This window comes from Chloroflexus islandicus, assembly GCF_001650695.1.
GTDB classification, from domain to species: Bacteria; Chloroflexota; Chloroflexia; order Chloroflexales; family Chloroflexaceae; genus Chloroflexus; species Chloroflexus islandicus.
Genome location: NZ_LWQS01000033.1, coordinates 1 through 15,474, shown reverse-complemented (window position 1 = coordinate 15,474; position 15,474 = coordinate 1). Strand labels below are relative to the sequence as shown.

The 15,474-nt window shown below is 62.4% G+C and carries 10 protein-coding genes; 2 read left to right on the top strand and 8 right to left on the bottom strand.

The window, feature by feature from the left end:
* Positions 1-74: 74 nt before the first annotated feature.
* From A6A03_RS02295 to A6A03_RS02260, 8 genes are all read right to left on the bottom strand, one after another.
* Complete coding sequence (locus tag A6A03_RS02295; RefSeq protein ID WP_066783180.1) at positions 75-584, bottom strand: hypothetical protein; 510 nt, start codon at positions 582-584, stop codon at positions 75-77.
* 298 nt (positions 585-882) lie between these two features.
* Entirely contained in the window at positions 883-2,601 is a 1,719-nt protein-coding gene (locus A6A03_RS02290) for a formate--tetrahydrofolate ligase (protein WP_066783178.1), read from the bottom strand.
* Positions 2,602-2,605: 4 nt separating this feature from the next.
* A complete protein-coding gene (locus A6A03_RS02285) occupies positions 2,606-3,895 on the bottom strand; it encodes an ArgE/DapE family deacylase (protein WP_066783176.1) in 1,290 nt (429 codons plus the stop codon).
* Between the two features lie 10 nt (positions 3,896-3,905).
* Positions 3,906-4,973: a dipeptidase gene (locus tag A6A03_RS02280; protein ID WP_066783174.1), complete on the bottom strand. Its 1,068-nt coding sequence runs from the start codon at positions 4,971-4,973 to the stop codon at positions 3,906-3,908.
* Positions 4,974-5,496: 523 nt separating this feature from the next.
* Entirely contained in the window at positions 5,497-6,528 is a 1,032-nt protein-coding gene (locus tag A6A03_RS02275; protein ID WP_066783172.1) for an NAD(P)/FAD-dependent oxidoreductase, read from the bottom strand.
* Between the two features lie 9 nt (positions 6,529-6,537).
* Positions 6,538-7,809: a M16 family metallopeptidase gene (locus tag A6A03_RS02270; RefSeq protein ID WP_066783170.1), complete on the bottom strand. Its 1,272-nt coding sequence runs from the start codon at positions 7,807-7,809 to the stop codon at positions 6,538-6,540.
* 34 nt (positions 7,810-7,843) lie between these two features.
* The gene (locus A6A03_RS02265) at positions 7,844-9,343 is read right to left on the bottom strand and encodes a GAF domain-containing protein (RefSeq protein WP_066783168.1); all 1,500 of its coding nucleotides are present in this window, start codon (positions 9,341-9,343) and stop codon (positions 7,844-7,846) included.
* A gap of 77 nt (positions 9,344-9,420) precedes the next feature.
* A complete protein-coding gene (locus A6A03_RS02260; protein WP_066783167.1) occupies positions 9,421-10,134 on the bottom strand; it encodes a cysteine hydrolase family protein in 714 nt (237 codons plus the stop codon).
* Between the two features lie 388 nt (positions 10,135-10,522).
* Between A6A03_RS02260 and phoU the strand changes: the two genes are divergently transcribed.
* On the top strand, positions 10,523-11,182 hold the full coding sequence (phoU, locus tag A6A03_RS02255) for a phosphate signaling complex protein PhoU (RefSeq protein ID WP_066783166.1): 660 nt from the start codon (positions 10,523-10,525) through the stop codon (positions 11,180-11,182).
* Between the two features lie 270 nt (positions 11,183-11,452).
* On the top strand, positions 11,453-15,040 hold the full coding sequence (gene metH / locus A6A03_RS02250; RefSeq protein WP_066783165.1) for a methionine synthase: 3,588 nt from the start codon (positions 11,453-11,455) through the stop codon (positions 15,038-15,040).
* Positions 15,041-15,474: the final 434 nt, after the last annotated feature.

The window sequence follows — 15,474 nt, the reverse complement described above, 5'->3', positions numbered from 1 at the left end:
ATCTTCGCGCTCCGCTGCCGCCTATGATCTGAGTAACGTGGGATATTCGGGATCACCGGCCCCGCGCGTAGCCGCTACTCGATTGCCAAGACCGATACCGCCGGGTTTACCGGCATATAGCGCACCGGTACCGTTGCGGCATGTTGCCATTGCGCAACCAATGACGGATCGATCAATTGCGCTTGCCGCAATCGTACTTCTTTACCGTCTGGTTTGGCAACAATCAACTCCCATGCGATCACCCCCGGCTCGCCCTCAAAGGCGTTTTCGATCCAGCAATCGATCACTGGGGCATCGGTGATGGCGGTTGCGGCCCGTAGTTGGCGGTGAAAGCTGTAGCGGCGCCAGCCGGCAATGAGGCAAGCTACGCCAATGCCAATCGCTATCAGGTTGATCGCGATGCTGGCCGGAATGGGAGCGATGAGCGGTTGCAACCAGATCAACGCTCCGATGGCGCCAACGATAAGACTAGCGCCGAGCGCTAGCAAACCGGCGCCGCGGTCGCGCCGGCGCAGCGCTTGTTGGGCGAGTTGGAATTGTTCGTGACGTGAGATGGTGGTACGGCGCGGATGTGAAATGATCATAGGCGCTGTTGGTGGTGAAAGTTGGTTGCGACGCTTCCTATATCGTATCGTGCGCGCGTTACCAGCGTAATACCGTGCCCGTCACATTGGTGTTCAAGGGCGGACAGAACGTATAAGCGTAGAGGTGTTGATGGCTTTGAGATGTGCTATTTCACCCTCACCCCCAGCCCCTCTCCCACTGGCGCGGGAGAGGGGAGCGGAGATCTAAGCGCTGAGGCATCGCACAGCGATCAACAGTGGTCCTCAACCAAATTTCTGTCTGCCCCTCAACGTATTGGTAACGGGCACGGAGGCGGCGTTAAAACAACCCGACGATGTTCCCGTCTTCGTCAATATCGATCTGGTGGGCCGCCGGATGCGCACCCAATCCCGGCATGGTCACGGTTGTGCCGGCGATGGGCAAGATGAACCCGGCCCCGGCGCTGATCCGCACTTCGCGGATGGGGAAGATGAAGCCTTCCGGCGCGCCGCGCAGCTTGGAGTCGTGGCTGAGACTGAGATGGGTTTTGGCCATGCAAATGGGGAGGTTGCCAAACCCAGCAGCCGCAAAGGCATCTAGTTGCGCGGCAGCGGTCTCGCTCAGCTCGATGCCGGCGGCGCCGTAGATGCGGCGGGCGATCACGCCAATCTTCTCGGCCAAGGGCATGTCCAGCGGATAGAGGAATTTCGGCTCACGCGGGCCGGGCCGTTCCGCAACCTGCGCCACCAGCCGGGCTAATTCGATGCCGCCGGCCCCGCCTTCGGCGTAGACATTGCTCACCGCCATACCGGCAGCGCCAGCGGCAGCCGCAATCTGGGCCACCGCTTCGATCTCCGCTGGAGTGTCTTCGGGGTAGGCATTGAGAGCCACAATCACCGGTACGCCAAACTGGGTGATGTTGGCGATCTGGCGGCGCAAGTTGGCCCCGCCGGCCAGTACGTCGTCAGGGTTTTCTTGCAGCAACGCTTCCGGCAATGGCTTGCCGGCCACAATCTCGTACTTGCCGCTGTGGGCCTTGAGGGCGCGGATGGTAGCTACGACCACGGCGGCATCCGGCCAGAGACCGCTAGCCCGGCATTTGAGATGGAAGAACTTTTCGGCCCCGATGTCGGCGCCAAATCCGGCTTCGGTGACGACATACTCGGCGCAGCGCAGCGCGACCAGATCGGCCACGATCGATGAATTGCCTTGCGCGATGTTGGCGAAGGGACCGGCGTGGATGAGGGCCGGGGTGTTTTCGATGGTCTGCATCAGGTTGGGCTTGAGCGCCTCGCGCATCAGCACGGTCGCCGCTCCCGCCCCTTGCACATCTTCAGCCGTGACCGGCGTGCCATCGCGGCGGAAAGCCACCACCATGCGGCCAATGCGCGCACGCAGGTCACGCAGCGCCGCTTTCGCGCCTGCGCCGTTTACCATTGCCAGTATTGCCATCAGTTCGCTGGCGACGCTGATGTCGAAACCGGTCTGGCGCGGGAAGCCGTTTTGCTTGCCGCCAAGCCCAATCGTCACCTGCCGCAAGAAGCGGTCGTTGACATCAACCACTCGCCGGATCTCGATCCGGTCGGGGTCGATGTCGAGCGGGTTGCCGTGGTACCAACTGTTGTCGACCAGCGCCGCTAGTTGGTTGTGGGCTTGCGAGACGGCGTGAATGTCGCCGTTGAGGTGCAAAATGCTTTCGGCCAGCGGCACGATCTGGCTGTAGCCGCCGCCGGCCCCGCCGCCTTTGATGCCGAATACCGGCCCAAGCGATGATTGGCGCAGGGTGACGGCGGCCCGCTTGCCGATCCGGTTGAGCGCCATTGCCAACCCGATCGAGGTGGTCGTTTTGCCTTCGCCGAGCGGGGTCGGGGTAATCGCGCTGACCAGAATGTAGCGGCCACGCGGGCGATCGGTGTGGTCATCGAGAAAGGCGAGATCAATCTTGCCGCGGTAGCGGCCATACGGTTCGAGATACTCCGCGGGTAAACCGAACCGTTCAGCAATGACGCCGATCGGTTCGAGCCGGGCTTCGGCAGCGATTTGGAGACTGGTTTTCATACGATTATTCCTCGTCGTAACCGCAAAAACGGAGCGCAGTGAGGGCAAAAACGCGGGTTGCAACTTGCAGATCGGCAAGAGCGACCGATTCGTTGGGCCGGTGCGCGTCGCGCACATCACCCGGCCCGTACAAGACGGTGGGGATGCCGGCGACGTTTACTAGCAGCCGCATATCGGCGCCGTAGGTCATGCCTTCAAAGGTAGGCGGCGCGCCGCGCACGGTCTGATCGCAGCCGGCTAAGGTCTGCACAATCGGCGCGTCGAGCGGGGTGCTGGCCGGATCAAACCTCCCGCCCCACCATTCCAAGGTTGGCGGGTGATCGCGCAGCCACGGGTCTTGGGCAGCAGCAGCGGCGATCGCCTGCTCAAGTTCGGCGCGCGCGGCGGCTGGGTCTTCGCCGATCCCGATCCCGTAGCGGCCTTCGGCTACGAGTTGTTCGGCTTCAGAGGAGGCCCACTCGCCGGCCCGCACGATCCCGATGCAAATGGCGTTGGGGGTGCGGTAGCGGGTGAACAGACCGCTGGGGTCAGCGGCGCGTAGACGTTCGTTGCGGCGGTGTTCGAGATCAAGGATGGCTTGGTGGAGCGGAGCGAATTTCTCGATCGCGCTCACGCCCTCTTCGCGCACGCAGCCGTGGGCCGCCGCGCCGTAGACGGTCAGGCGGAAGTTGTGCGCGCCGGCTTGGGCCGGCGCGACCTTGAGTTCGGTCGGTTCGGCGACGATCGCGGCATCGGCGGTATGGCCGCGCAGAATAGCTGCCAAGGTGCCCAAGCCGCCGTCTTCTTCGCCAATCACACTCTGGATCAGCAACCGTCCGCGCAGGCGCACCCCGGCAGCGGCGATCGCGCGCGCGGCAAAGATCGCGCAGCACAAGCCGCCTTTCATATCCAGCGCGCCGCGTCCATACACCCGTCCATCAAGGATGGTCGCTTGCCACGGATCGCTGCGCCAGTGGCGGCGGTCACCGGCTGGCACCACATCAACGTGCCCGTTGAAGATCAGGCTGCGACCGCCGCGGTCAGCGCCAAGCGTTCCCACCACCCCCAATGCCCGCTCGCGCGGCACTTCCCAACTACAGGCGGGGTGTGCGTACAACTGCGGCAGATCGATCTCCCAGCGATCGACAGCCATCCCTTGTTCAGCCAGCAGCACAGCGACGTATTCCTGTGCTTCATTTTCGGCGGCAGTGCCGTCAAGGCTAGGGATGCTGACCAGCGCGGCCAGCGCCTCTAGCAAGCCAGCGTCGTCGATGGCAGCGAGCACTCGTTGCTCGGTTGGATTGAGGTCGTGCATACTCGTTTGTTTATCCTCCCCACGTCAAACGCAAGACGCGCAACCAATTCTCGTAGGCCAGCTTGCGCAGTTCGGCTGGTGTAAATCCGGCCTCGGCCAGCGCCTGTAAGAGCCGGGGCAGGCCGCGCACATCGCCGATTGCCGCCGGCATCAGCGCGCCATCAAAGTCAGAGCCGAAACCGACGTGATCAATCCCTAATCGTTCGACCAAATACTGGATATGCTGCACCATCACCGCCAGCGGCATATTGGCATCGCGCTTGCCGTCGGGGCGTAGGAAGGTGACAGCGAAGTTCAGCCCGACCATCCCACCCGATTCACGGATCGCCGCGAGTTGCCGGTCGGTCAGATTGCGGCTGCTGGGACAGATCGCATGGGCATTGGAGTGGGTTGCCACCAGCGGCGCGTCGCTCAGGCGGGCAACATCCCAAAAACCGGCTTCGTTAAGGTGCGAGAGATCGATCAGAATGCGCAACCGGTTGCAGGCTTTCACCAACGCCTTGCCGGCCTCGGTCAGGCCGGGGCCAGTATCGGGCGAAGCGGGAAAGGCGAACGGGACGCCGTAGCCAAAGATGTTGGGCCGGCTCCAGACCGGGCCCAGCGAGCGCAGGCCAGCTTGGTAGAGCACCTCAAGCTCAGCGAGATCGGGGCCGATCGCCTCAGCGCCTTCAATGTGGAAGACGGCGGCAATGACATTGTTGGCTAGGCAATCGGCAATCTCGCCGGCGGTGCGGCAGACGCGCAACTGGCCCTGCGATTCGGCTTCGACGCGAAACAAACGCGCCGCCATGGCGAGGGTTGTGCGCAGAGCATAGTCGTGATCGAGCGCCGGCGGCAATGGCAGGTGATAGGGCGGTTCGGGCAGCGGTTCGGCCAGCGGTTTAGGAGCCGGCGGCGGCGGTACGTAGATCGCAAAGAACCCGCCGCCAAACCCGCCGGCGCGAGCGCGAGGCAGATCGAGATGGCCGTGCGGGCTGGCGGTAAAGAAGTCGCGTTCCTTGCCCGGTTCAGGCCGGTACAGGTCGAGCACCACATCATTGTGCCCGTCGAAGACTGGCGGCCAAGTAGAGGTTGTCATAATGTGTTCCTTGATTGTTCCTCTGCACCCCGTTTGTGGGGGTGGAAACAGGTGTCCAACACGCTCCTCATGTCATTGCGAGCCGCCGGGAGGGGCAGCGCGATGCGCTGCCCTCGCGCGGCGAAGCAATCTCCCGCGAGCACGGGGCCAACCCGCTGTATGGAGCGCGCTGCTGCCGGCAGCACCGCCATCTCCTGTCCTTGCGAACGCAACCGCGCAGGGTTCGTTCCCGCTTGAGCGGGAGATTGCTTCGGTCGGGCGGCTCCGGCGGGGCCGGACGCCGCCGCTCCCTCGCAATGACAGATGGTCGTGCGCGCTGTTGCCGCTCTCCTGATGTCATTGCGAGCCGCCGGGAGGCGGCGAAGCAATCCCCCGCGAGCACGGGATAAACCCGCTGTATGAGGCGCGTTCCCGCCGCAGCACTGCGTCTCCTGCCCTTGCAAGCGCAACCGCGCAGCGTTCGTTCCCGCCTGAGCGGGAGATTGCTGCGGGGGCTTCGCCCCCTCGCAATGACAGATGGCTGCTACCCTAACCACCCTCGAATCTGATCCGCAGCGCGCCAGCCATCTTCGATTGCCAAATGCACTCGCCCTTGCCCGGCTACCATATCGCCTGCGACAACAATCCGATCCATTGTTGTCAACGGCGTGGCGGTATCCGGCAAAGCGTAGCGCCAGCGTTGCACATTGACCCACAGCGGCGCACCAAGATCGCCAGCGAGCACCCGAATCATTGCCAGCGCCTCATTGATCGGCGGCGGTATCGGATCATCGGGCGCGAATGTCCCTTTCTGCAAATCTTCCCAGTGGGCGGTGGCCCAACCGTTGCTCATCTGCGCAATCAACAAACCGACCCCATCCGGGGCGCGGCCCGGCTTGTCGTGTTCGCACGCCAGCCAACTGATCGGGTGATGGCGATCGGTATTGACCAGCGCATACCACGGCACGGCGGGGCGATGCGGAAAAGCGGCAGTGATGCTGATCGAGCGGCGGTACTGGACGGAATGGAGCGCCGCGATCAGAGCGGTGTTCGCCGGCGCCAGATCACCGGCAGCGAGGATCGCGGCGCTCTGCGGGGCGGGGGCGGTGAGCAGCACAGCGTCAAAGTGACCGAGATCGCTCTCGTCAGCAGCAGTGAGGCGGTAGCGGTCGCCGGCGGCATGCACGCTCGCGACGGTGGTCGCTAGCCGCACATCGAGGCCGTTGGCGAGATACTTCGCCAAGCGCGTGATGCCGGCGGGCCACGTCCACTTCTGCTCATTTCCATACGCCAGATCACCGGGGCCGATCTGGTTGGCGGCGGTAAACGTCCACACCGGACGCTGGATTTGCACTGCGTCGCCGGTAGCGGCAATCAGGTCTTGCAAAGCCGTGGAAGGCGCTTTCACATACTGCGCGCCGTGATCGAAACAACAGTCGCCGATGCGACGTGTTGCGGCGCGACCGCCAACCCCGCGGCTCTTCTCAAACACGACCGTCGTGATACCGGCGGCTTGCAGCGCGCAAGCGGCGGCCAACCCAGCCATTCCAGCGCCAACAACGGCAACTGTTTTCATCAACCGGCCTCATTCCTCGAGCAGGGCTTGCAAATCGGCCCGATCATCGTCATTGTAAGGGCCAACCACTGCCAGCCACTGTTGCTGCGCCCCCAACAAGCGGTGGGCAGCGCGTTGTAAATCGGCAAGGGTGAGCGCATCGATCTCGGCGATGATCTGCTCAACTGGTTGCACCGTCTGGTGGCGGAGCAAGCTAGCAGCGTTGCGCGATGCTACTGCCCACGTATCTTCCAACGAGAGCAGCAGACTGCCTTTCAGTTGCTCTTTCACCGTCGCCAACTCTTGCGCCGTCGGGCCGTATTCGGCCAAATCGCGCACAATCTGGCGCGTCATCGCCACCGCGTCGCGCAAGGCCTCCGGCTCCACCCCAGCGTAGATCACCCACATCCCGGTATCGGCAAACTCGTTATGGTACGAGCCGATATTGTAGCTGAGACCGTGCTCTTCGCGGATGGTCTGGAACAGGCGCGACGACATACCGCCGCCGAGGAGGGCATCGAGCGCCTGCACTGCTCGCCGGTCGGGGTCGTGGTACGAGACGCCGGGCAGGCCAAGACAGACATTGCCCTGCTCGATGTCGCGCGGCAGGAGGCTCAGCCGTTGTTCGTGCGGCAACGCCGGCGCGGCAATCGCCGCGGGGCGCTGGCCGGCAGGCAGATCGGCAAAGGCGCGCTCGATTGCGGGGATCGCCTGCTCGGCGTTGATCTTGCCAGCGACCGACACCACCAGATTGCCGGCATGGTAGCCTTGGCGGAAAAAGCGCAGCAGCTCGGTACGCGATATGGCGCTCACGGTGGCAATGCTGCCGGCGATGTCGCGCCCAAACGGGTGATCGCCCCACATCGTCTGCTGCAATAACTCATGCACGACTTCGGTGGGATTGTCTTGAATCCCGCGGATCTCTTCGATAATCACCCGCCGCTCTTTTTCCAGTTCAGTTGCGTCAAACAGCGGGCGTTGCACCATCTCGCTGAGCACGTGCAAGGCGCGATCAAAATGGATCGCGGCGACTTTGGCGTAAAAGGCGGTGGTCTCGTAACCGGTTGAGGCGTTGAGGTAGCCGCCGACTCCCTCAATTGCCAGTGAAATGGCGTGGGCCGTTGGGTACGCGCCAGCGCCCTTAAAGAGCATGTGCTCAATAAAATGGGCAGCGCCGGCCACTTCCGCCGGCTCGTAGCGAGCGCCAATATCAATGAAACAACCGATCGCCACCGAATGGGTATGCGGCAACTCTTCGATCAGGATGCGAATTCCATTGCGGGTTGTGTGCAAGTATGGCATTGTGTGATTCTAAGGTGCTAGACAACGAAAACAACTATGGTTCGCGCCGCCAGAACTCTAACCGCGAGGCGGGCTGGCCGTGCGAGGCTGGAATATCCATCCGTTCAATCACATAACTGCGCGCGCCGTCAGGCAACATCTGCCGGATGCGCAGCCGTTGCCGGCCGGCCCGCGGGTCGGGCAGCAGTTCGATCGAGGTGGGAGCTGCCCGTTCGATCATACGCAGCAGATGGGCGTAGGTCTTGCCAACTAATTCGCGGGGGTGGCGGCCAACAATCTGATTGGCGAAGACGGTGTTAGCTGCGGCGAGCCGTTCGCTCTCGTCGAGCAAGGCAACGCCTTCGGGGAGGCTATCAAACACGATCCGCAACAAATCCCGTGAGCGTTGCAATTGATTTGTGCGTTCGGCGATCAGCTCTTCGAGGAGCTGCGTCTGTTCGCGCAAGCGGGCGAGGAGCTGTAACGTGGCGCAGACCGTCGCGGTCTGGCGGGCAAACAATTCCAACAGGTTCCAATCAAGGCCGGATGGGGTAGCTTGCGGGCCAGCATAACCGAGCGCCAATCCGCCGATCGACGCGCCGTCGTGGATGAGGGGTAGAGCAATGCAGGTCAGATCGTCGGTCAGGGCCATCGTCACCACGCTCTGGCTATCAGCCGTCAATTGGGCTGCGCCGCCAGCAGCGGCGACCGGCGCTTCGAGGGCAAGGTTGGCGGGTGCGATCCAAGCCGGTTGGCTTTGCGGCGAGGGGCGCACAAAGAGCAACCCCCAGCGGGCGGCAAAGGTTTCGGTCGCGATGGTATGGCACTGCGCCGCCACGTCGCCCAAGGTGTGGCTGGCTGTAAACGTCTGGCCGAAGTTGAGCAAGGCCAAAATATGTTGTTGGCGAAGGCGGTGTTGCTGATGGAGCCGGGCCGCGCCAATCGCGACGCCGAGCTGGGCAGCCACGCTCTCGATCAAGATCAGGTCGCTGCTGCTAAACGCATGGGTAGCGAGCCGATAGATGATCAGCACCCCGATCGTGGCCGTTGATTGCCGAATCGGCGTGGCGATCAGACTGCCGCCGGCCTGCAATTCGCGGAGCTGGAAGCGACGGATATCGTTGGCGAGATCGAGCAAGACGACACTGCTGCCGTGGCGCAAGGCCCAACCGGCGCTGCCCTGCGTGATCAGTTCGGCGGCCCGGTCAGGCGGCAACAGCCGTGGCGCGCCGAGCGCCGCCGTCAGGGCATGGGCCGGTTGCTGATCGGCGCCAAGCAGTACGACCGTCGCCTCGTCGGCGGGCAGATTGATCGTGACCGACTGTAACGCCTGCTGGGCCAGCGCCAGCGGTTCGAGATCGTCGCGAAACTCGATCCCTAGCCGCGCCAACAGCGATGTTTGCCGGATCAGCTCCTCGGCCAGCGCGTGGGCGGCTAAGGGTGGGCCGGCAGGGTGCAACTGGCGGCGCAGTTGAGCGTTGGCGCTGCGCAACTCGCGCACATGCGCCACCAGTTCGGCAACAGTCAGAGCAGCAAGATCTTCGGTGTCCGGCATAGTCATTCCCGGCAGTATTGCGGCGATCAAGAGTCTAGTATACCACGATACTAGCTGGAAACGCCGCCGGACAATGATCAGCGGATATTCGCCACTTCCACCCCGTTTTGCGCCATGTGGTGCAAGAACAAGACGTGGTGCAAATCGCCGTCGTGGGCATAGATGCCCAGCTCGCGCGCTACTGTTACCGGGGTGTCGAAGGTGTCAACCGCATTGGCGGCGACGATCACCCGCCGTTTGAGATTGAAGGCGTTGGCTTCGAGCCGCAAGTGCATCGCGGCGGTGTAGACGCACAGATCGGTGCAATCGCCAACCAGCACAAAGGTGTCGATCTGCGGGTGCTCGGCCAGCCATGCCCCAAAGCGGGTGCCAAGGTGCGAGCTGAGCGAATTCTTTTCGATCACCACAATCTGATCGGCAAATGGCAGCTCGGCCAGCTCGCGAATCGTCTGGCTTTCGGCAGTGCCGGCCATGCAGTGCGGCGGGTAGGCGGCAAACTCCGGCGTCGCCGGATCGTGGGTGTCTTGGGTCAATACAAAGGCGCGCACCCCTAGCTCATAGGCGCGGTTGAACAATGTAACCACCGGCTCGACCAGTGCGCCGACCCGCGGCCCGGCCAGCGGCCCCTCTTTGCAGAAGCCGTTGATCATGTCAATCGAACAGAGCGCAACCCGTTCCGGCGCATCGCCAATGATCGTCGCGAGATCAACCTCTGGCAACGTGTTGTACCACTGCTCAAGATAGGTCAGAAATGGCGCGCTGCGCGTCGCCAAATCGTGGATTGCGGGCATCACCGGCCTCCTTTCTTTGGTGTAAAACTGACACTATTTTATCACAACCGCGTGTGCCCGTCAAGAGATCATCCGCTGGGCAGAGCGGGTTATCGCAGGTTGTGGCAGCAATCAGCGCGGCCCGGTTGGCGATTGCGGGATGGTGTGTACCATGGTTGCGTTGCTTGGGTGAGAAAAATCGAATACCCTATCCTGATGCTGGATTGACGGGTTGTCTGATAATAGAGTGATAACGATGCAACGCGGCAGATTCTTCACCAATCCCATCGAGGTTTCAAGTATAATGAGATTGTCGCTTCCTAAGCGTAAGTCTATTGCCAGTGCCGCGGTACAGGTGTATAGTCGAAGATGGTACGCCGATCCGGCTAAGGCGAGGAGGAATAAGTCCATGGTGCGCGAACGGTATATTCGCCAGATCAGCGCTTTGCGCGAAGATCTGCTGCGAATGTTCAGCATGGTCGAGCAGCAATTGTTACGCGCCATTCATTGCCTTGAAACGTGGGATACTGTTGCCGCGGCGCAGATCATTCACGATGATCGGCAGATCGATGAGGCGTGGCGGGCATTGGAAGAGAGTGTGATCCACGTATTGGCCACCCAGCAGCCGGTAGTGGCGTCTGATCTGCGTTTGACCAGCGTGGTGACGGCGATTGCCGGCGAGTTGGAGCGAATTGGAGATTACGCCAACAGCATTGCTAAGCGGGTGCGGCGCGCGTCGCGCCGCGCAGCGTTTGTCGCGCCGCCGCCTCAGATCCACGAGATGGCCCAACTAGCGTTACAGATGGTCAATACCAGCCTCGAAGCGTTTTTGCGCCAAGATGCTGAGTTGGCTCGTTCGTTGACCGCTTACGATGAACGGGTGGATGAGCTGGAAGATACCCTGCGCGCGCTGATCATCGCCGATGCTCGCCAAGACCCCGACCGGTTTGAAGCGGCGATCGATCTGCTAGATATGGTGCATGCCCTTGAGCGCACTGCCGATCGCGCCACCAATATCGGCGAGCGGGTGATCTATTTGGCGACGAATAGCCAGACGACGCTGAACTAGGCTCTATCCGCTGCGGCTGGCAAGGACACATCATCATGTGTCCTGACCGGCATAAGCCTTATGCTGCTCCTGCCGCCATTCCGTACGCGCCATCTCTCCGGCTGGCGAGCATTTTGGCACGCTCACTGCTTGGCGATTATGCTATAGTATACCTTGTGAAACGACTCAGCGCCGGCGCTGTTGCCAAGAGCTGCCGGCGCTTGTTTATGGGATGCTTTGGCCGGGAATGCGCTGCGGCGTTCCCTTTCTGGAAGATCTGACGAGGCGGATGTGACGCGACCAACTTATCTCCAAGCTCTAGCCGAACGGGTGTTGATCTACGACGGTGCGATGGGCACCTCGATTGATACCTTTGATCTGACTGCCGAGGATTACGGCGGCGAGGCGACCTTCGGCTGTCGCGATTATCTGGTGATCACCCGTCCCGATGTGATTGAAGCGATCCATACCTCATTTCTTGAGGCCGGTTGCGATGTGATCGAGACCAATACCTTTCAGAGCACTCGTCCGCGCCTCGCCGAATGGGGATTGGGTGATCGCACAATTGAGATTAACCGCGCCGCCGCCGCGCTGGCCCGCCGGGTCGCCGATCGCTTCGCCGAGCGCGATGGCCGTCCGCGCTACGTCGCTGGTTCGATGGGGCCGACCGGCAAGCTGCCCTCGTCAGATGATCCTGAGCTGAGCAACATCACCTTTGCCGAGCTGTCGGATATTTTTCGCGAGCAGGCGATTGGCTTGATTGAGGGTGGTGTTGACCTGTTGTTGGTGGAGACGAGCGTTGATATTCTGGAAGTCAAGGCTGCGCTCGATGGCATCCGGCGGGCTAAGCTCGATCTTAACCGGCCTGATATTGCGGTGCAGGCGCAGGTCTTCCTCGATCTTTCCGGGAGGATGTTGCTCGGCACCGATGTGCCGGCCCTGATCGCCACGCTCGAAGCGATGCCGGTGGATGTGATCGGCCTCAATTGCGGCACCGGCCCCGAACATATGCGGGCGGCGATCGAGTATCTGACCGCCCATTCGCGGAAGCCGATTTCGTGCATTCCCAACGCCGGTCTGCCGCTTGAGGTGGAAGGCCGCACTGTTTACCCAATGGAGCCGGAGCCGTTTGCCGAGACGCTGGGTGAGTTTGTGCTCGATTACGGTGTGGCGGTTGTTGGCGGCTGTTGCGGCACTCGCCCCTCTCATATTGCCCGTTTGCGCCAGATCTTGGGTGATTCACCGCGTCCTAAACCGCGGCAGGTGGAGTACATTCCCAGCGTCAGTTCGGGCATTCGCGCCGCGGCGCTGCGCCAAGACGCTACCCTCACCATGATCGGCGAGCGGTTGAATACGCTCGGTTCGCGGAAGGTGAAGCGGCTGCTGCTGCGCGACGATTACGACGGCGCGCTTGAGGTGGCTCGCGAGCAGGTCGAGAGCGGCGCGCATATGCTCGATGTCTGTGTGGCGATGACCGAGCGCACCGATGAAAAAGAGCAAATGACCCGCCTGATCAAGAAGCTGACCCTCAATATCGAGTTGCCGCTTGTGATCGACACCACCGAGGTTGATGTGCTCGAAGCGGCGTTGGCGATCTATCCCGGCCGGGCGATGATTAATTCGGTGTCGCTTGAGGGCGGGCGCGGCGCGAAGATCGACAAGGTGTTGCCGCTGGCGGCCCGTTACGGCGCGGCGGTGATCGCCATGACGATTGACGAAGAGGGCATGGCGCACACCGCCGAGCGCAAGGCAGCCATCGCTGAGCGGATTGCCCAGATTGCGCGCGATGAGTATGGCTTGCCCGCCGAAGCGCTCGTCTTCGATGTGTTGACCTTCCCAATCACCACCGGCCAAGAAGAGTTGCGCCGGTCGGCGATCGAGACGCTCGAAGGCATCCGGCTTGTCAAGCAACGGATTCCCGGCTGCTTTACCACCCTTGGCGTGAGCAATCTCAGCTTTGGCGTAGCCCCCCATGCCCGCGCCGCGCTCAATTCGGTCTTCCTCTACCACGCGGTGGCTGCCGGTCTCGACACCGCAATCATCAACCCGGCCCATGTGACCCCGTATGCCGAGATCGATCCCGAACAGCGCGAGCTGTGCGAAGACCTGATCTTTGCCCGCCGCGAAGATGCGCTGGCCCGCTTTATCGCCTACTTTGAGCAACACGCGGCCAGTAGCGACAACGAGCGCGAAGATCCCACTGCTGGTATGACGGTCGATCAGCGGCTGCATTGGAAGATTCTGCACCGCAAGAAAGAGGGGATCGAGGACGATATCGATCAGGCGGTTGATGAGCGTCTGCAAGCGCTTGGTTTACGCCTTAGCGATCCAGCGGCGGCGGTGCGCGATGAGCAGGGCGCGTCGCCGCAGGGCCGGGCCGCGGTTGAGGTGTTGAATAACGTGCTGTTGCCGGCGATGAAAGAGGTTGGCGACCTGTTTGGCGCCGGCCAACTGATCTTGCCCTTCGTGTTGCAGAGCGCCGAAGCGATGAAGAAGGCGGTTGCCCGGCTCGAAAACTACCTCGACCGGATCGAAGGTTCGAGCAAGGCGAAGGTGGTGCTGGCTACAGTTTACGGCGATGTGCATGACATCGGCAAGAATCTGGTCAATACCATCCTCTCTAACAACGGCTACACCGTCTACGACCTTGGCAAGCAGGTGCCGATCAACACCATTATCGAAAAGGCGCTGGAAGTGCAGGCCGACGCGATCGGTCTCTCGGCGCTGCTGGTCAGCACCAGCAAACAGATGCCGCTCTGCGTGCAAGAGTTGCACCGGCGCGGGCTCAACATTCCGGTGCTAGTCGGCGGCGCGGCGATCAATCGCCAATACGGCCAGCGCATCACGTTTGTCGATGAGGAAGAACCGTACCCTGCTGGCGTCTTCTACTGCAAAGATGCGTTTGAGGGGCTAGAGACGATGGATCGGCTGAGCGATCCGGCCATCCGCGAGCAGTTCATCGAGCAGACGATCCGTGAGGCGGCGAATGTGCTGCACCGGCGCATAACCGGGCGGGTGGCGCTGGATGAACTCGGTGCGGCGTCGCAGGCCACCGCCGCCGGCGTGCGTTCGGCGGTGCGCACCGATGTGCCGGTGCCAGTGCCGCCTTTCTGGGGCTGGCGGGCCACCAGCCGCATCCGCCTGAGCGATGTGGTCGAGTGTCTCGACCGCAACAGCCTCTACCGGCTGCAATGGGGGGCTAAGAATGCGAAAGGCGCCGAATGGGAGCAGTTGCGGGCCGAGTTCGATCAGAAGGTGCGCGAATTGCTAGCCGAGGCTGAGCGCGACGGTTGGTTGCAGCCGAAGGTGATCTACGGCTACTTCCCGGTGCAGAGCGATGGTCTGGAGTTGATCGTCTACGATCCGGCCAACCGGTCACGTGAACTGACCCGCTTTGTCTTCCCGCGCCAGCCGGCCCGCGAGCGACTCTGCATCAGCGACTACTTCCGCAGCGTCGAGAGCGGTGAATACGATGTCGCCGCCTTCCAGATCGTCACCATGGGCAATGCGGTTGACGAACTGGTTGATGAATTGCAGCGGCGCGGCGACTACAGCCGCAGCTACTATATCCACGGCCTCGGCGTCAGCTTAGCCGAGGCGCTGGCCGAATACACCAACCGCCTCATCCGGCAAGGGTTGGGCCTCGATGAGCGGCGGGGCAAGCGGTATTCGTGGGGCTACCCCGCCTGCCCCGATCTCGCCGAGCATGCCAAGCTCTGGCGCATCATGCCCGGCGAAGAGATCGGCGTCACTTTGACCGAAGCCTTCCAACTCGTGCCCGAACAGAGCACCGCCGCGATCGTGGTGCATCACCCCGAAGCGAAATATTTCAGTATCGGCAGCGCCATCGAACGCGCCGAAACCGATGCCCAATCGTAGGCCGGCCGGGGCGCACGGCCACGCGCCCCCGCTCCCCCATTGTCATTGCGAGCCGCGCGTAGGGGCAGAGCGGTGCTCTGCCTACGCGCGGCGCAACCCTCCCCCGCGAGCACGGGTTGAGGGGCGGACAGCACCTGCAGTTGATCACAACTGTCGATCGCGGTGCGATGCCGGAAAGCTCCGGGCTGCGCTCCCTATCACCCCTCCCCCAGCGGGGGAGGGGCAAGGGGTGGGGGCATCAGCCCGCGCAGCGGGCTTCGTAAGCCTAGCCCGGCCCTTCAGGGCCGGGTTCCCGACCGATGTTCTGTCTGCCCCTCAACACGAGCACGGGAGGGGTGCTGGTAAGCCATTGGTCTACGCTAGAGCAGGAGATTGCTGCGGGGGCTGCGCCCCCTCGCAATGACATCCCGCAAGCGCCCCCGCTCCCCCATTGT